The sequence below is a fragment of the Variovorax sp. GW531-E2 genome (assembly GCF_059423125.1).
Genome location: NZ_JBWKXQ010000008.1, coordinates 98,809 through 116,641 on the forward strand (window position 1 = coordinate 98,809; position 17,833 = coordinate 116,641).

Genomic DNA, 17,833 nt, shown 5'->3' on the forward strand with positions numbered 1-17,833 from the left:
GGAGGCTGTGTGCAGGTCAGCCCGTGTTGCGCAGCCCCGCCGCCACCCCGTTGATCGAGATGTGGATGCCGCGCTGCAGCCGCTCGCCGCCGTCGCCCGCGCGATAACGCCGCATCAGCTCGACCTGCAGGTGGTGCAGCGGGTCGATGTAGGGGAAGCGGTGGCGCACCGAGCGCTGCATCTCGGCATTGCCCTCGAGCCGCTGCTTGGCGCCCGTGATGAGCGTGAGCGCGTCCGAGGTGCGTTGCCATTCGGCCTCGATCATCGAGAACACCTTCTGGCGCAGCTTGCGGTCGGTGACCAGCTCGGCATAGCGCGAGGCCAGCGCGAGGTCGCTCTTGGCCAGCACCATGTCCATGTTCGACAGCAGCGTGCGAAAGAACGGCCACTGCACGTACATGCGCTGCAGCAGCGCCTGGCGTTCCTTCTTGCCCGCGGCGGTGCCGGCGGCGGCCAGGAACTGCTCCACGCCCGAGCCGAAGCCGAACCAGCCCGGCAGCGTGAGGCGGCACTGGCCCCAGCTGAAGCTCCAGGGCACGGCGCGCAGGTCGTCGATCTTGTGGCTCGGGTTGCGCGAAGCGGGGCGCGAGCCGATGTTGAGCTCGGCGATCTCGCGGATCGGCGTGGAGCCGAAGAAGTAGTCGCCGAAGCCCGGGGTCTCGTACACCAGCTTGCGGTACGCGGCCATGCTCGCGGTCGACAGTTCGCCCGCGGCCGACAGGAAGTTCGCCGGTGCCGACTTGCCCTGCGGCAGCAGCGTGGCTTCGAGCGTGGCGGCCACCAGCGTCTCGAGGTTGCGCCGGCCGATCTCGCGGTTGGCGTACTTCGAACCGATCACTTCGCCCTGCTCGGTGAGGCGGATCTGGCCGCGCACCGTGCCGGGCGGCTGCGCCAGGATGGCCTGGTAGCTCGGGCCGCCGCCGCGTCCCACCGTGCCGCCGCGGCCGTGGAACATGCGCAGGCGGATGGGGTTCTTTTTCTTCTTGTTCAGCTCGTCGAACAGCGACACCAGCGCGATGCCCGCGCGGTACAGCTCCCAGTTGCTGGTGAAGATGCCGCCGTCCTTGTTGCTGTCGGAGTAGCCGAGCATCACGTCCTGCTCGGCGCCCGAGCGTTCGATGAGCGCCTGGATGTTCGGCAGCGCGTAGAAGGCGCGCACGATGGGCGCGGCGTTGCGCAGGTCTTCGATGGTCTCGAACAGCGGCACCACGATCAGGTCGCAGGTCGCGTTGCTGTCCATCGCGCCGCGCAGCAGGCCCACTTCCTTCTGCAGCAGCAGCGCCTCGAGCAGGTCGCTCACCGTTTCGGTGTGGCTGATGATGTAGTGGCGGATGGCCGCCGCGCCGTAGCGCGCACGTGCGGTGCGTGCGGCCGCGAAGATGGCCAGCTCGCTCCTGGCGAGCGGCGAGTAGTCGGCGTCGGGCACGCGCAGCGGACGCGCGTCGTCGAGCAGCTTGAGCAGCAGCGTCTGCTTGGCCTCTTCGGCCAGCGACGCATACGAGGACTCGATGCGCGCGGTGGCGAGCAGCTCGGCGATCACGGCCTCGTGCTTGTCGGAGCTCTGGCGCAGGTCGACCGTGGCCAGGTGGAAGCCGAACACCTCCACCGCGCGGATCAGCGGGCGCAGGCGTGGCGCGGCGAGCACGGTGCCGTGCTTCTCGACCAGCGACTCTTCGATGGTGCGCAGCTCGGCCAGGAATTCTTCGGCATTCGCATAGGGGTTCTGCGGCGCGACCGCATGGCGCGCGGCCTCGCCGCCGCTGAGCTCGCGCAGCGTGGCGGCCAGGCGCGCGTACACGCCGGTGAGGGCGCGGCGGTAGGGCTCGTCCTTGCGGTGCTCATTGGTGTCGGGCGAACGCTCGGCCAGCGCCTGCATCTCGACCGACACATCCACCAGCGTGGCCGACAGCGACAGCTCGCCGCCCAGGTAGTGCACCTCGGTGAGGTAGTGGCGCAGCGCGAGTTCCGACTGGCGGCTCAGCGCGTACTCGAGCGTCTCGGCCGTGACGTTGGGGTTGCCGTCGCGGTCGCCGCCGATCCACTGGCCCATGCGCAGGAAGGGCGCGACCGAGGGCGTCTGCCCGCCTTGCACCAGCGCCTTCTCGAGGTCGGCGTACACGCGCGGGATCTCGCGCAGGAAGGTGGCTTCGTAGTAGCTCAGCGCGTTCTCGATCTCGTCGGCCACGGTGAGCTTGGAGAAACGCAGGATGCGCGTCTGCCAGATCTGCGTGACGCGGATGCGCACCTGGGTTTCGTTGTCGGCCAGCTCGATGGGCGAGAGTGCGTCTTTTCCGCCGGCGTAGGCGTTCTGGCGCAGCTTGATCTCGTCGCGCGTGGTCAGCAGCAGGGCGATGGCGCGCTCGGCGTCGAGGATGCTCTTGCGCTGCACTTCGGTCGGGTGCGCCGTGAGCACGGGCGAGACGTAGCTGTGGGCCAGCGAGGCGACGATCTCGTCGGGCTTGATGCCGGCCTTGCGGATGCGGGCCAGGGCGGTCTGCAGGTCGCCGTCGGCCTGCACGCCTTCGCGCTCGGCCTCGGTGCGGCGGCGGATCTGGTGGCGGTCTTCGGCCAGGTTGGCCAAGTGGCTGAAGTAGGTGAAGGCGCGGATCACGCGCACCGTTTCGGCGGCGCTCAGGCCCTTGAGCAGGTTCTTCAGCGCGCGGTCGGCGGCATGGTCGGCGTCGCGTCGGAACGACACCGACAGGGTGCGGATCTTCTCGACCAGCGCGTAGGTTTCGTCGCCCTCCTGCTCCCGGATCACGTCGCCGAGGATTCGGCCCAACAGCCGGATGTCGTCGATCAATGGCTGGTCTTCGGTCTGGCGGCGCTTGGCGGGAGATGCAGGAGTCTTGCTGGCTTTCATTCGATGTTGTTCCTGGGGACTTGAATGGACGCGCCGCCTCCGTTGCTGCGGCGCAACATGCTAGCATTCCAGAGGTCAGAAACCATGTACTTTTTTGGGAGCGATCTTGAGCAACATCGTGATCGCCACGCGCGAAAGCCGGCTGGCCCTGTGGCAGGCCGAACACGTGCAAACGCTTTTGCAAGAACGAGGCCACACGGTCAGCCTGCTGGGCATGACGACCCGTGGTGACCAGATCCTGGACCGCACGCTGAGCAAGGTCGGCGGCAAGGGCCTCTTCGTCAAGGAACTCGAAGCCGCGCTCGAAGACGGGCGCGCCGACATCGCCGTGCATTCGCTCAAGGATGTGCCGATGGAGCTGCCCGAGGGCTTCACGCTGGCCTGCGTGCTGGAGCGCGAAGACCCGCGCGACGCGCTGGTGTCGCCGCGCTACGCCTCGCTCGACGCACTGCCGCAGGGCGCGGTGGTCGGCACCTCCAGCCTGCGCCGCGTGGTGCTGCTGCGCGCGCAGCGGCCCGACCTGCGCATCGAACCGCTGCGCGGCAACCTCGACACCCGCCTGCGCAAGCTCGACGAAGGCCACTACGACGCCATCGTGCTCGCGGCGGCCGGGCTCAAGCGGCTGGGCCTCGAAGACCGCATCCGCGTCGCCTTCGACCCCGACACCATGCTGCCCGCCGCGGGGCAGGGCGCCCTCGGCATCGAGGTGCGCGCCGACCGCCAGGACCTCATCGACCTGCTGGCGCCGCTGGCGCACCGCGGCGACTGGCTCTCGACCACCGCCGAGCGCGCCGTGAGCCGCGCGATGGGCGGCAGCTGCTCCATGCCGCTCGCAGCCCATGCGCGCCGCCAGGCCGACGGCACGCTGCGCATCGATGCCGCCTGGGGCGACCCGGAAGGCGATGCGCCGCTGGTGCGCGTGCATGCGCAAGCCGAGGCCGGCGACTTCGCGGGGGCCGATGCCCTCGGCCAGCGCGTCGCCGGGCTGCTGCGCGACGCCGGTGCCCACTGATCACGGTGAGCGCCGAGCGATGAGCGCGGGGCCTGTCATCGTCACGCGGCCGGCGCACGAAGCGGCGGCGTGGGTTCGTGATTTCCAGTCGGCCGGCCTTGATGCCGTGGCGCTGCCGCTGATCGCCATCGCGCCTGCACTCGACGTCGAGCCACTGCGCGCGGCCTGGGCGCGGCTCGCGGACTATGCGGCGCTCATGTTCGTGAGCGCCACCGCCGTCGATCACTTCTTCCAGCACCGGGGCAGCTCGGCCCTCGCCGGTTGCCGCTTCTGGGCCACCGGCCCCGGCACCGAGCGCGCGCTGCTGCGCGCCGGCGTGCCGCCCGCCGCCATCGACGCGCCGCCACCCGGCGCCACGCGCTTCGACTCCGAGGCGCTGTGGGCGCTGGCGCACGGGCAGGTGTCGCCGGGCGTGCGCGTGCTCATCGTGCGCGGCGGCGACGAGGCCGGCCAGCCGGCCGGCCGCCAATGGCTGGCCCGCGAGATCGACGCCGCCGGCGGCGTGCGCGACACCGTCGTGGCCTACCGGCGCCTGGCGCCCGCGCTCGACGAGGCGCAGCGCCGCATCGCGGCCGAAGCCGCCGCAGGACACGGCATCTGGCTCTTCAGCAGCTCGGAGGCCATCGGCAACCTGCAGCGCGCCATGCCGGGGACCTCGTGGCAGGCCGCGCGCGCCATCGCCACCCATGCACGCATCGGCGAAGCCGCGCAGGCCGCGGGTTTCGGGGCGTTGCGTGTCTGCACACCCCTGCGGGAAGCGCTGATCGCGTCGATAGAATCCTTCGCATGAGCGCCGCGTCCCCGTCCGACGACCTTTCTCCCCCTTCCGCCGCCCCGGTGCAGGTGCCCGCCACGGTGGCGCCGCACCAGACGCCCGCCGCCCAGGCGGCCGCGGCCACCCTGCTGGCACGCATCGGCATGGGCCTCGTGGCCCTCGTGGCGCTGATCGCGCTGCTGTCGACGATCGCGCTGTGGCAGAAGGTCGGCGGCATGAAGGAACAGCTCGCGCGCCAGAGCGCCGAGGCCACCGCCCAGTCGATGGAAGCGCGCACGCTGGCGCGCCAGGCCAGCGACACGGTGCGCGACGCCGCCGCCCGCGTGGCGCTCATCGAGACCCGCGTGGCCGAAGTCGCGCTGCAGCGCTCGCAGCTGGAAGAACTCATTCAAAGCCTCTCGCGTTCGCGCGACGAGAACCTGGTGATCGACATCGAATCCGCCGTGCGCCTCGCGCTGCAGCAGGCACAGGTCACGGGCAGCCTCGAGCCGCTGCTCGCCGCGCTCAAGGCCGGCGACCTGCGCATCGCACGCGCCGCGCAACCGCGGCTCGCGCCCGTGCAGCGCGCCATGCAGCGCGATGCCGACCGCCTGCGCAGCAGCGCCAGCACCGACAGCGCCGAAGCCCTGCAGAAGCTCGACGAACTGGTGCGCAGCGTGGACGACCTGCCCACGCTCAACGCAGTGGCCGTGCGCGGCAACGGCGTCAACGCCTGGCGTCCCGAACCCATTCCCGCTGATGCGCCCTGGTGGCAGCGTGTGCTGCTGACCATCCGCGGCGAGGCCCGCTCGCTGGTGCGCGTGGGCCGCATCGAGAGCCCCGAGGCGGTGCTGCTGGCGCCCGAGCAGTCGTACTTCCTGCGCGAGAACCTCAAGCTCAAGCTGCTCAACGCGCGGCTGTCGCTGTTGTCGCGCCAGATGGACGCCGCGCGCGGCGAACTGGGCCAGGTCACCACATCGCTCAACCGCTATTTCGATCCGGCCTCGCGCCGCACGCAGGCCGCGGCCACGCAGCTGCAGCAACTGCAGCAGCTCGTGCGCAGCACGGAGCCGGTGCGCATCGACGACACGCTGGCCGCGCTGACCACCGCGGCCGCAGGGCGCTGATCCGCTCATGCGCGCTGCAATCTGGCTCCTCGCGCTGTTCGCCGTCGCTGCGGCGGTGGCGCTCTTCGCCGGCAACAACCAGGGCACGATCACCGTGTTCTGGCCGCCGTGGCGGGTCGATCTCTCGCTGAACCTCGTGCTCGTGATGCTGCTGCTGACCTTCGTGCTGCTGCACGTCGCGTTGCGCGCGCTCGCGGCGCTGTTCTCGCTGCCCACGCAGGCGCGCCACTGGCGGCTGCAGCAGAAGGAACGCATGCTGCACTCCGCCTTGCTCGATGCGATGGTGCAGCTGATCGCCGGCCGCTTCTCGCGCGCCCGCAAGGCCGCGCAGGCCGCACTCACGCAGGAAAAGACACTGGCCGCGCTCGGCGCCGAGCTGCCGCAGGCGCAGCAGGTGCGCGTGCTGTCGCACCTGCTGGCCGCCGAAAGCGCGCAGGCCCTGCAGGACAAAGCCGCGCGCGACGCCCACCTGCAGCAGGCCCTCAACGAAAGCGCCGACCGCACCGTGCTCGCGAGCCCGGAAACCCGCGAAGGCGTGCAGCTGCGCGCCGCGCGCTGGGCGCTCGACGACCGCGACCCGACGGCCGCGCTCGCACGGCTCGAAGAACTGCCGCAAGGCGCGCAACGCCGCACGCTGGCGCTGCGGCTGCGCCTCAAGGCCGCGCGGCAGGACCGTCGCACGGTCGAGGCGCTCGACACCGCGCGCCTGCTGGCCAAGCACCGCGCCTTCTCCGACGCGGCGGCGCAAAGCATCGTGCGCGGCCTCGCGACCGAACTGCTGACCGGCGCGCACGATCCGGCGCAGCTGCTGCGTGCGTGGTCCGAACTCGATTCCGCCGAACGCCAGATGCCCGAGGTGGCCATCCACGCGGCCCAGCGCATGGTCGCGCTGCGTGGCGACCTGGCACTGGCGCGCGGCTGGCTGCTGCCGGCCTGGGAGCGCATGGTCGCGAACCCGCGCGGCCTCGGCGACGGGCTGCGGGTGAAGCTCACGCGCGCGCTGGAAGCGGGGCTCGACTCGGTGGATGCCGACTGGCTCGCACGCATCGAGAGCGCGCAGCGCAACAACCCGCGCGACGCCAACCTGCAGTACCTCGCCGGCATGGCCTGCATGAAGCGCCAGCTCTGGGGCAAGGCCCAGCAGCTGCTCACGCAGGCCGGGCTCGGTTTGCAAGACCCCGACCTCTACCGGCGTGCCTGGCTCGCGCTGGCCCAGCTGGCCGAGGCGCGCGAAGACCACGCGCAGGCCGCCGACGCGTGGAAGCGCGCGGCGCAGGTCGACAACTCCCCCTGAGCGTTGCCTCGGTTCGCCGGCTTCAGGGGCACGCGGATTCCTTGGCGGTCGCCAGGCCCGTTGTTCGTGCCGACGGCTTGCCGTTGCCGAAGATCAGCAGGCTGAAGCCGGCCAGCACCCACACCCCGATCCCGCCGTAGAGCATCACCCAGCCGAAGCTGTGCACCAGCGCCGCATGCACGGCGGCGCCCGACGGATCGGCCTGCGCCAGCGCCGGGAACTGCTCGGGCAGTGAGGCGAAGCTGCCCGCCGCGACCTTCTCCGCCAGCGCGCGCAGCTGCACCGCATCGAGCGACGCCGACAGGGCGCTCTTCAGGTGCGCATGAATGCCTTCGAGCAGCAGGAACCCCATCAGCGCGATGTTCACGGCCAGCGTGATCAGCCGCGCGCTCATGTCCATGCCCGAGGCCATGCCCGCGCGCGCGTTCGACACCGAGCCGGTGGTGGTGTTGGTCACGGGCGTGTTCGTCAGCCCCAGCCCGATGCCGGCCAGCAGGCAGCCGGGCAGCAGCGTGAGCCAGCTCGCATGCGCCACGCCGCTGCCCCAGCGCATCGCGACGAAGCCCAGGCCGATCACGAACAGCCCCGCCGGAATGACCACGCCGGGCCGGTAGCGCATCGACAGGCGCTCGGCCAGCGGCGGCAGCACCAGCGTGGGCAGCGTGTAGGCCAGCAGCGCCGAGCCGGCCGTGACGGCGTCGTAGCCCAGGCCGCTCTGGAAGTAGATCGGCAGGTAGATCATGAACGGCCAGAAGCTGAAGTTCATGCCGATGGAGCCGACGATCGAGCCCGAGAAATTGCGGATGCGGAACACCGAGAAGTCGAACATCGGGTGCGGGTTGATCTTCTCGACCCACACGAAGACCGCGAAGCAGGCCAGCGTCGCCACGAGGATGCTGATGGCCACGGGGCTCGCGAACCCAAGGCCCGGCCCCTGCGTGATGAAGTACGTGAGGCCGAACACCGCGAGCGACAGCGTGACGATGCCCGGCAGGTCGAGCCGCTTCGCATCGGGGTCGCTGGACTCTTCCACGCTGCCCAGGACCAGCGCCAGCGCCACCACGGCCAGCGGCACATGCACCAGGAACACCCAGTGCCAGCTCGACAGCGCGACGATCGCGCCGCCGACGATCGGCCCGAAGCCCAGCCCCATGCCGAACACCACGCCCCAGATGGCGAAGGCCTTGCTGCGCTCCCTGCCTTCCTGGAACTGGTGCGAGAGCACCGCGAGCTGGCAGATCAGCATCGCGCCGCCGGCCAGGCCCTGCAGGAAGCGGCTGACGATCAGCACCGGCGCGTTGCCCGCGATGCCGCAGGCCAGTGAGGTGGCGCCGAACAGCACCACGCCGACGATCAGCACGCGCTTGCGGCCGTAGCGGTCGGCCAGCGTGCCGGCGGCCATCAGCACCGTGGTGCAGGCGATGGTGTAGGCGTTCATGATCCACTGCATGTCGCTGAAGTCGCCATGCAGTGATTGTTCGAGCGTGGGAAGAATGACTGGCACGCTGGAGATTTCCAGGCCGAACATCAAGGCAATCAGGCAGACCGCGGACAGGGCGATCCGGTTCTTGCCGGCAGGGGAGAGGGACATCGGACGGTTTCCAAAAAGGCAGAGCGGCCGATTCTGGTGAAACCCTCTTCATGATGGAAATGATTTGATTTCCTAGAATTCATTAGGAAACATCATTGATCAAGATTCGCCATGGACTTCGACCCCACGCTGTTGCGCGCCTTCGTGGCCGTCAAGGAAACCGGCGGCTTCACGCGCGCCGCCGAGCGCCTGCACCTGACCCAGTCGGCCATCAGCCACCAGATCCGCAAGCTCGAGGAGCAGGTGGGCCGGCCGCTGCTGCACCGAACGACGCGCCGCCTCACGGTGACCGAGGACGGTGAAGACTTCCTGCGCTACGCGACGCAGATCCTGGACACGCTCGACGCCATGACGCGGCGCTTCCAGCCCTCGCCGATCTCGGGCGTGGTGCGTTTCGGCGTGCCGGACAACTTCATGGGCGACCGCCTGCCGCCGCTGCTTTCGCAGTTCGCGCGCGGGTTCCCGGCGGTGCGCATGGAGGTCTGCGTGAGCATGCACACCGACTTACGCGCGGCCATCCGCGCCGGCGAGCTCGACCTCGCGGTCGTGATGTCGCCGCCCGACGTGGTGGAGGGCACCTGCCTGCGGCGCACGCAACTGGTGTGGGCCGCGGCCGAGGCCTTCGAGGCGCCGAAGGGCGCGTCGCTGCCGCTGGCCTTCTTTCCGAAGCCGTGCGTCAACCGGCAGGTGGCCGGGTCGGCGCTCGACCTCACGTCGTCGCTCGACTGGCACGTGGTCTTCACCTCGGCCAGCCCGCAGGGCATTCGCGCGGCGGTGCTGGCGGGGCTGGCGGTGACGGTGCTCACGCGCGAGGAGGTGGAGCCGGGCATGAAGATCGTCGACGGCCGCTACGGCCTGCCGCCGCTGCCGAGCGTGAACTTCTCGCTGATCTGGAGCGAGAACGGCAAGACGCCGTGTGCCTGCCGCTTCGGGCAACTGATCCTGGAGATGCCGGATCTGCCCGGTGTCGAGGCACTGCCGCAGCAGGCCTGAACTCCGAAGCAAAAAAAACGGCGCCACGAAGGCGCCGTTTTCATTTGCGAGGAGGCAGGGCTCAGAGCGAGCGTTGCTGTTCGAACGGCAGCGACATCGAACCGAGGTCGCGGCGGGTTTCGACCAGCACCAGCGGGCCTTCGTCGAGCACGATCACCGGCGGGCGTTCGCGCGGCACGTGCACCGGCTTCGGCTCGGCGGCGATCGCGGCGCGCGCCTGCGCGATGCGTTCGGCATCCGAGTTGACCCACTGCAGGCCCGAGCTTTCGGCGATCTGCGCGAGCTCGTTCAGCGGCAGTTCGAAGGCCTGCACCTTGGGCAGTGCACGGCCGTTGCCGGCGGGCGCTGCTGCCGCTGCGGGCTTGGCCGCGGCTTCGACCACGATGGGCGCTGCGACGGGTGCCGGTGCGGGCGCGGCGGGGCGCTCGAAGCGCGGCTGCTCCTGCACCTGCGGCGCGGGTTCGCGCACTTCGACAGCGGTGGCGACCACGGCCACTGCGGCGGCTCCCGCCACCAGCGGCAGTTGCTGCTGCGGCTGGCGCTCGGCCTGTCCTTCGGCAGCCACGGTGCCTTCGGCGACCGGTGCGGCGTCTGCGCCGTTGGCTTCGTTGCCACCATTGCCGGCGTCGTCACGCGGACCGCGTTCGCGGCGGTCACGGCCGTAACGGTCGCGCGAACGGCCGCGGCGCTCTTCACCTTCGCGGCGCGGGGCTTGCTGCTCGTTGCCTTCGTTGCTGCCTTGCTCGGCATCGCCGGCGGCAGCCGATTCGGCCACGCGTGCGTCGCCTTCGTTGGCGGCAGGCGCGTCGTTGCGGCGCTCGCGGCGGCCGTCGTTGCGCTCGCCGCGCGGGCCGCGCGACTCGTCGCCACGGCCGTTGCGGGGCTGGCGCTCGCCGTCGCCGGCGGTGGCTTCATCGCGCGGCTGTTGCTGCTGCGCGTCGCCATTGCGCTCACCGCGCTCGTTGCGTTCGCCACCGCGTTCACCACGCTCGCCACGTTCACGGCGCTCGCCGCGGGCGCGCGGTGCGCGTTCCGCTGCGGCATTGCCGTTCTCGTCGGCGCCCGGTGCCGGCTGTTGTTGCTGCGCGTCAAGGTTCAGGTTGCCGTCGAGCAGGGCTTCGGCCGGCGCGTTGCGGCCTTCGCCACCTTCGCGGCGCTCGCCGCGACCGCCACGGCGTTGTTCGCCGTCGCGCGGGGCGCGTGCTTCACGGGGCTCGCGTTGCTCGCGTGCCGGGTTGGTGCTGTCGTTGCGCTGCTCAGTGTTGCGAGCCTCGCCGCGGCGTTCGCCGCCGCCGCCTTCACGGCGCTCGCCGCCGCGTCCGCCACGGCGGTCGCCGTCGCGTCCACCCGAACGGCCGCCGCCTTCGCCACGGCCTTCGCCGCCGCGTCCGCCGCGGCGCTGTTCGCCGTCGGCGCCGCGCGCACCGCGCGTTTCGCCGTCACGGCCCGGACGACCGCCTTCGCGGCGGGGCTTCGGTGCTTCGACCGGAATGGCGCTGGGGGCCGGTGCCGGTGCGGGCGCCGGCGAGGCACCGCCGAAGAAGCTCTTGATCCAGGCCATGAAGCCGGTCTGTGCCGGAGCCGGAGCGACCACCGCGGGCGGGGCCACCGGGGCGGGAGCGGGCGCAGCGCGCACCGCTTCGGGCTTGGGCGGCACCACGGGCGCGGGTGCGTCGGGCAGCACGCCCTTGATGACCGGCGTCTGCTTGTTGGTGGGTTCTTGCGAACGGCGCGTGACCGAGGTCGGGTCTTCGATCTCGTCGGCCATCTTGTAGCTGGCTTCGATGTGATCGAGGCGCGGGTCGTCGTGCTTGAGGCGCTCGAGCTTGTAGTTCGGCGTTTCGAGCGTCTTGTTGGGCACCATCAGCACGGTGACGCGCTGCTTGAGCTCGATCTTCGCGATTTCGGGGCGCTTTTCGTTCAGCAGGAACGACGCGACTTCCACGGGCACCTGCACATGCACGGCGGCCGTGTTGTCCTTCATGGACTCTTCCTGAATGATGCGCAGGATCTGCAGCGCGCTCGATTCGGTGTCGCGGATGTGGCCCGAGCCGCCGCAACGGGGGCAGGGGATCGACGAACCTTCGCTCAGCGCCGGCTTCAGGCGCTGGCGGCTCATTTCCATCAGGCCGAACTTGCTGATCGAGCCGAACTGCACGCGGGCGCGGTCTTGCCGGAGCGCGTCGCGCAGGCGGCTTTCGACTTCGCGGCGGTTCTTCGACTCGTCCATGTCGATGAAGTCGATGACGATCAGGCCGCCCAGGTCGCGCAGGCGCATCTGGCGGGCCACTTCGTCGGCGGCTTCGAGGTTGGTGCGGGTGGCGGTCTCTTCGATGTCGCCGCCCTTGATGGCGCGGGCCGAGTTCACGTCGACCGAGACCAGTGCTTCGGTGTGGTCGATCACGATGGCGCCGCCCGAGGGCAGCTGCACGGTGCGGGCGTAGGCCGATTCGATCTGGTGTTCGATCTGGAAGCGGCTGAACAGCGCCGCGTCGTCGCGGTAGCGCTTCACGCGGGCGGCATGCTCGGGCATGACGTGCGCCATGAACTGCTGCGCCTGGTCGTAGATGTCGTCGGTGTCGATCAGGATGTCGCCGATGTCGTGATTGAAGTAATCACGGATCGCGCGGATGACGAGCGACGATTCCTGATAGATCAGGAAAGCGCCCTTGCCGCCCTTGGCCGCGCCGTCGATGGCGGTCCACAGCTTGAGCAGGTAGTTCAGGTCCCACTGGAGTTCGGGCGCCGAGCGGCCGATGCCGGCGGTGCGCGCGATGATGCTCATGCCCTTCGGGTACTCGAGCTGGTCCATCGCCTCCTTGAGTTCGGCGCGGTCGTCGCCCTCGATGCGGCGCGACACGCCACCGCCACGGGGGTTGTTGGGCATCAGCACGACATAGCGGCCGGCCAGCGAGATGAAGGTGGTGAGGGCGGCGCCCTTGTTGCCGCGCTCTTCCTTTTCGACCTGGACGGTGAGTTCCTGGCCTTCACGGATCACGTCCTGGATGCGGGCCTGGCTGGCCGACACGCCTTCGGCGAAATACTGCTTGGAGATTTCCTTGAACGGCAGGAAGCCGTGGCGGTCTTCGCCGTAGTCGACGAAACAGGCTTCGAGCGACGGCTCGACGCGGGTCACGACCGCCTTGTAGATGTTGCCCTTGCGCTGTTCGCGCCCTTCGATTTCGATTTCGTAGTCGAGCAGTTTCTGCCCGTCGACGATGGCCAGGCGGCGTTCTTCGGCCTGCGTGGCATTGATCAGCATCCGCTTCATGATGCGTTGTCCTTATATGTATCGTTCTACCGGCTCATGACGAGCCAACGATGCACGGACGACGCCCGCGAAACCAGGGAATTGCCGCTTGGCCCCGGATGCTGTGACTGCCGCGCCAGGCGCGAGCAGGCCTCTCGAGCGTCAGCTCAAGAAGACAGCCGGGGTGGGGGCGCGTGGATGGGCGCGAGCCAGATTCGGTGTTGGGTGACTATCTTTTTGATAGCCGATTGCGCAAGGGTGGCGCGCACTGCGGGCGATTCAATGCCTGAGGCGACTGGTCGAAACCAGGTCGACCAGCGCAGGCATATTTGAATCAGCAGCATCAACACAACAAGGGACTCGCTTCGATCCGCCTGCAGCTTGGAAGCTGCAGGCTGGGTATTCCGTATCGGTGTTTCGTGGGTGTCGGCTTGACTTGGGTGCCTGGCCTGCCACTTTGCGCGATTGCGCGGGGTTTGCGGGCTGGACGCCAAAGCGGCATCGACCTCACAGCATGGTCGTCAGTGCTCTAAACTTCTGTCTAATCAAGCACTTACACGACCGCGCTGGTGAAAAACATTATAGGTGCGAAGAAAAGCCCCGCGGGGGCTCCAAATCCCGCGGATCGACCCGCGGGCGCCGACACCGGCACGCCGCACGCCGCCATCCACTTCCTGACCGTCGACGCCGAATCCGCCGGGCAACGGCTCGACAACTTCCTGTTTCGCCATCTGAAAGGCGTGCCGAAGACGCACGTCTACCGGATCATCCGGTCGGGCGAGGTGCGCATCAACAAGGGCCGTGCCCAGGCTGAAACCCGCATTGAAGACGGTGACCTGGTCCGGATTCCGCCGGTCCGCATCTCGCCGCGCGCCGAAGAGGGCGCCACGCCGCCCGCGCCGGCGCGCGAGTTTCCGGTGCTGCTCGAAGACGAGGCCTTGCTGGCCATCGACAAGCCCGCGGGCGTGGCGGTGCATGGCGGCAGCGGCGTGAGCTTCGGCGTGATCGAGCAATTGCGCACGGCGCGCCCGGGCGCCAAGTTCCTGGAACTGGTGCACCGGCTCGACCGCGAAACCTCCGGCATCCTGCTGGTCGCCAAGAAGCGCAGCGCACTGGTGGCATTGCAGGACCAGTTTCGCGAGCGCGAAACCGGCAAGACCTACCTGGCGCTGGTCGAAGGCGACTGGCCCGCCAACAAGAAGGTGCTCGACGCGCCGCTGGCCAAGTACCTGCTGCCCGACGGTTCGGGCGCCGGTGCCGGCGAACGCCGCGTGCGCGTGGTCGCCAAGGACCACCCCGACGCCATGCGGGCCGTCACGCTGGTGCGCGTGCTGGCCCGCCTCAGCCTGCCGGGCGACGCCACGCCGCTGTCCTTGCTGGCGGTGACCATCAAGACCGGGCGCACCCACCAGATCCGCGTGCACCTGGCCTCGGCCGGGCATCCGATTGCCGGCGACGACAAATACGGCGAGTCCGAGCGCCAGCGCGCCTTGCACAAACTCGGCCTCAAGCGCATGTTCCTGCATGCGTGGCGGCTGCAATTCAACCACCCGGCCAGCGGCGAGCGCATCGCGCTGCAGGCCGGGCTGCCGCCCGAGTTGCATGCGCTGATGTCGCGTGCGGCGCTCGAGGCGATGGCGCAACACCCCACCCCCACGGCCCATGACTGATTCTTCCGCCCGCCCTGCACGTTCCCCTCGCTTCGACCTGATCGCCTTCGACTGGGACGGCACGCTCTACGACTCCACCCGCCTGATCGTGCGCTGCATCCAGGCGGCCGTGGTCGATGTCGGCGGCGCCAAGCCCAGCGAGGACGATGCTGCCTGGGTGATCGGCCTGGGCCTGGCCGAGGCGCTCGCGCGCGCGGCGCCCGACGTGCCCAAGGAAAAGTACCCCGAGCTCGGCGCCCGCTACCGTTACCACTTCCTGCAGCACCAGGACGACCTCGTGCTGTTCGACGGCGTGCTGCCCATGCTCGACGCGCTGCGCGCGCGCGGCCACAAGCTGGCCGTGGCCACAGGAAAGTCGCGCCGCGGCCTCAACGAAGCATTGAAGACGGTGGCGCTGCGCGACCGCTTCGACGCCTCGCGCACTGCCGATGAAACCTTCGGCAAGCCGCATCCGCGCATGCTGCTCGAACTGATGGAAGAGCTCGACGTGCCGGCCGAGCGCACGCTGATGATCGGCGACACCACGCACGACCTGCAGCTGGCGCAGAACGCCGGCTGCGCCAGCGTGGGCGTGGGCTTCGGCGCGCATGCGTCGTCGACCTTCGACGAATTCAAGCCGCTGTACGTGGCGCAGTCGATCGCCGAGCTGCAGGCCTGGCTGCTCGACAACGCCTGAGGGCCAAGGCATGAGCGACTCGCGCATCCCGCTGTGCAATGCCTCGGACCTGGTCGAGGGCGGCAACGCCGTGCCTTTCGACGTGGTCCACGGCGGCGAAACCTGTCGCGCCTTCGCAGTGCGTTTCGAGGGCCTGCCGCATGCGTACCTCAACCGCTGCAGCCATGTGGCGATGGAGATGGACTTCCAGCCCGACCGCTTCTTCGACGACAGCGGCCAGTGGCTGCTGTGCGCCACCCACGGCGCCGTCTACAAGCCCGACACCGGCGAATGCGCGGGCGGGCCCTGCCGCGGCGGGCTCGTGAAGATCGCGCTGAGCGAAGAAGACGGCGTGGTGCACTGGCATACTGACTGGAACCTCCAACCTCTTTCCTTCTGACATGACCGATCCGAATCGCAGGGAACCCCAGGGTTTCGAACCGCTGGAGCCGGCCGTCCCCCTCACGACATCCCAAGACAGCCCCCGCACCATGGCCCAAGATCCCACGCAGCGCCCCGGGTGGGAGCGCGCCACGCTCGAGAAACTCGCGTTCGCCTCCCTGAATGAGCAGAAAGCCACGCGCCGCTGGAAGACCTTCGTGCGCCTGGGCTGGCTGGCCTTCTTCGTGTTCCTGGCCTGGTTTGCGTTCTCGCGCAGCACGCCCAGCACCGCCAAGACCACGGCCCACACGGCCGTCGTCGAGATCAAGGGCGAGATCGCCAACGGCGGCGACGCCAGCGCCGAGTTCGTGATCGCCGCCATGAAGACGGCCTTCGAGGACGAGGGTGCCAAGGGCGTGGTGCTGCTGATCAACTCGCCCGGCGGCAGCCCGGTGCAGGCCGGCATCATCAACGACGAGATCAAGCGCCTGAAGGCCAAGCACAAGAAGCCGGTCTACGCGGTGGTCGAAGAAACCTGCGCCTCGGCGGCGTACTACATCGCCGCGGCCGCCGACAAGATCTTCGTCGACAAGGCCAGCATCGTCGGCAGCATCGGCGTGCTGATGGACGGCTTCGGCTTCACCGGCGTGATGGAAAAGGTCGGCGTCGAGCGCCGCCTGCTGACGGCCGGTGAAAACAAGGGCTTCCTCGATCCGTTCAGCCCGATGAACGACGCGCAGCGCGCGCATGCCCAGTCGATGCTCAACCAGATCCACACCCAGTTCATCAACGTGGTGAAGACAGGCCGTGGCGACCGCCTCAAGCTCGACACCCCGGGCCTGTTCAGCGGCCTGTTCTGGAGCGGCGAGCAGGCCGTCGAGTTCGGCCTGGCCGACCAGCTGGGCAACGTCGACTTCGTGGCACGCGAGGTGATCAAGGCCGAGGAAGTCATCGACTACACGCGCCGCGACAACGTGGCCGAGAAGCTGGCCAAGAAGTTCGGCGCCGCCATGGGCGCGGCCTCGGTGAGTGCGCTGAAGACTTCGCCGGCGCTGCGCTGAGCGCGGCTTTTTTTCAGGCGGCGCTGCTGTCGCCGCTGCCGGTGAACCGGGCCGAGGCCGCCAGCGCGGCGGCAAAGGCCACCACCACATAGAGCGCGGCGGTCAGCGTGCTGACCCGCGCCAGCAGGCCGATCACCGCGGGCCCTGCCATGAACCCCAGGTAAGCGATGGCCGACACGGCGGCAATGCCATTGGCGGGCGCCACGCCCGGCACGCGGGCCGAGGCGCCGAACAGGATCGGCACCACATTCGCGAAACCAACGCCGACGCCTGCGAAGCCGAGCAGTGCGAGCCAGGGCAGGTCGGTCAGCAATACCAGCGTCATCGCCCCCGCCGCGAGGAGGCCACTGCCGCGCAGCAAGGCCGTGGGTGAGAAACGGGCGCGCATCGCATCACCGCCAAAACGTGCGGCTGCCATCGCGGCGGAAAAGCTCGCATAGGCCAGCGCGGCCTGCTGCTGCGGGCTGCCCAGTTCCTGCTGCATGTAGAGCACGCTCCAGTCGTAGATGGCGCCCTCGGCGATCAGCCCCAGCGCGGCCAGCACGCCGAGCACCGCGAGCACGCCGCGTGGCAGACGAAAGCCGTGGTCCGCCGCAGCCGCACCGTCGGCGGGTGCGGCCGGCGTGGGCAGCATGCGCGTCGACGCGATTGCGACCAGCCCGATCATCACCACGGCCACCGTCCACAAGTGGGTCTGCGGCGCCATGCCGGCGGCCAGCGCCGCGCTGCCGCTCGCGGCGCCGACCATGCCGCCGAGGCTGAACATGCCGTGCATGCCGCTCATCAACGGCTGATTGCCGCGCAATTCGAGCTGCGCGGCTTCGGTGTTGATCGCCACGTCGAACACGCTGGTGACCAGGCCGAACACCGCCAGCAGGCCCAGCAGCGCGGCGTAGCCGGGCATCGCGATCAGGCCGGCAATCAACAGTGCGTAGATGCAGCCGCACAGCGCGGCCATGCGGCGCGGGCCGTGGCGGCCGATCCAGCGACCTGCGCTCGTCAGCCCAACCATTGCTCCAGCGCCCGCCGCGAGCATGGCGAGCCCGAGCTGCGCCTCGTCGATGGCGTAGTGCGCCTTGACCGTCGGCACGTGCACGCCCCAGGTCGCGAAGATGAAGCCCGACGCGAAGAACTGGGCGCGCGACGCCCAGCGCGTACCGGCCGTGACGCCCGGCCCCACCC

General features: G+C 69.6%; 13 protein-coding genes. 9 read left to right on the plus strand and 4 right to left on the minus strand.

Going from position 1 to position 17,833, the window contains the following annotated elements:
• Positions 1–16: 16 nt before the first annotated feature.
• Complete coding sequence (ppc, locus tag AC07XP_RS07875; protein ID WP_495264302.1) at positions 17–2,863, minus strand: phosphoenolpyruvate carboxylase; 2,847 nt, start codon at positions 2,861–2,863, stop codon at positions 17–19.
• Positions 2,864–2,969: 106 nt separating this feature from the next.
• Between ppc and hemC the strand changes: the two genes are divergently transcribed.
• The 4 genes from hemC to AC07XP_RS07895 are packed head-to-tail and all read left to right on the plus strand — an operon-like array spanning position 2,970 to position 7,050.
• The gene (gene hemC / locus AC07XP_RS07880; RefSeq protein WP_495264303.1) at positions 2,970–3,875 is read left to right on the plus strand and encodes a hydroxymethylbilane synthase; all 906 of its coding nucleotides are present in this window, start codon (positions 2,970–2,972) and stop codon (positions 3,873–3,875) included.
• Between the two features lie 19 nt (positions 3,876–3,894).
• Positions 3,895–4,665 (plus strand): uroporphyrinogen-III synthase, encoded by a 771-nt coding sequence (locus tag AC07XP_RS07885; RefSeq protein ID WP_495264304.1) that lies wholly within the window; start codon positions 3,895–3,897, stop codon positions 4,663–4,665.
• The gene (locus tag AC07XP_RS07890; protein WP_062482753.1) at positions 4,662–5,756 is read left to right on the plus strand and encodes a uroporphyrinogen-III C-methyltransferase; all 1,095 of its coding nucleotides are present in this window, start codon (positions 4,662–4,664) and stop codon (positions 5,754–5,756) included. Before AC07XP_RS07885 ends, AC07XP_RS07890 begins: the two co-directional genes overlap by 4 nt.
• A gap of 7 nt (positions 5,757–5,763) precedes the next feature.
• Positions 5,764–7,050: a heme biosynthesis protein HemY gene (locus AC07XP_RS07895; protein ID WP_495264305.1), complete on the plus strand. Its 1,287-nt coding sequence runs from the start codon at positions 5,764–5,766 to the stop codon at positions 7,048–7,050.
• A gap of 22 nt (positions 7,051–7,072) precedes the next feature.
• Here AC07XP_RS07895 and AC07XP_RS07900 read toward each other — a convergent pair whose 3' ends face one another.
• Entirely contained in the window at positions 7,073–8,641 is a 1,569-nt protein-coding gene (locus AC07XP_RS07900; protein WP_495264306.1) for an MFS transporter, read from the minus strand.
• Positions 8,642–8,752: 111 nt separating this feature from the next.
• Between AC07XP_RS07900 and AC07XP_RS07905 the strand changes: the two genes are divergently transcribed.
• Positions 8,753–9,634: a LysR family transcriptional regulator gene (locus AC07XP_RS07905; protein WP_487849001.1), complete on the plus strand. Its 882-nt coding sequence runs from the start codon at positions 8,753–8,755 to the stop codon at positions 9,632–9,634.
• Between the two features lie 61 nt (positions 9,635–9,695).
• Here AC07XP_RS07905 and AC07XP_RS07910 read toward each other — a convergent pair whose 3' ends face one another.
• Positions 9,696–12,905 carry an Rne/Rng family ribonuclease gene (locus AC07XP_RS07910; RefSeq protein ID WP_495264307.1) on the minus strand — a complete coding sequence of 1,070 codons (3,210 nt, stop codon included), beginning with the start codon at positions 12,903–12,905 and terminating at the stop codon, positions 9,696–9,698.
• A 548-nt stretch (positions 12,906–13,453) separates the two neighbouring features.
• Here AC07XP_RS07910 and AC07XP_RS07915 point away from each other — a divergent pair.
• Genes AC07XP_RS07915 through AC07XP_RS07930 form a run of 4 tightly spaced genes read left to right on the plus strand, consistent with a single transcriptional unit; the run spans position 13,454 to position 16,651 of the window.
• Positions 13,454–14,554 carry an RluA family pseudouridine synthase gene (locus tag AC07XP_RS07915; RefSeq protein ID WP_495264308.1) on the plus strand — a complete coding sequence of 367 codons (1,101 nt, stop codon included), beginning with the start codon at positions 13,454–13,456 and terminating at the stop codon, positions 14,552–14,554.
• Positions 14,547–15,230, plus strand: coding sequence for an HAD family hydrolase (locus tag AC07XP_RS07920; RefSeq protein ID WP_099795552.1), 684 nt, complete (start codon positions 14,547–14,549; stop codon positions 15,228–15,230). The genes AC07XP_RS07915 and AC07XP_RS07920 overlap by 8 nt, the downstream gene beginning before the upstream one ends.
• Positions 15,231–15,240: 10 nt before the next feature.
• Positions 15,241–15,609: a Rieske (2Fe-2S) protein gene (locus AC07XP_RS07925; protein WP_070062237.1), complete on the plus strand. Its 369-nt coding sequence runs from the start codon at positions 15,241–15,243 to the stop codon at positions 15,607–15,609.
• A 1-nt stretch (position 15,610) separates the two neighbouring features.
• Entirely contained in the window at positions 15,611–16,651 is a 1,041-nt protein-coding gene (locus tag AC07XP_RS07930) for a S49 family peptidase (RefSeq protein WP_056572114.1), read from the plus strand.
• A 13-nt stretch (positions 16,652–16,664) separates the two neighbouring features.
• On the opposite strand, the gene AC07XP_RS07935 is transcribed toward AC07XP_RS07930, so the two are convergent.
• Positions 16,665–17,831, minus strand: coding sequence for an MFS transporter (locus AC07XP_RS07935; protein WP_492697197.1), 1,167 nt, complete (start codon positions 17,829–17,831; stop codon positions 16,665–16,667).
• Between the last annotated feature and the right edge of the window lie 2 nt (positions 17,832–17,833).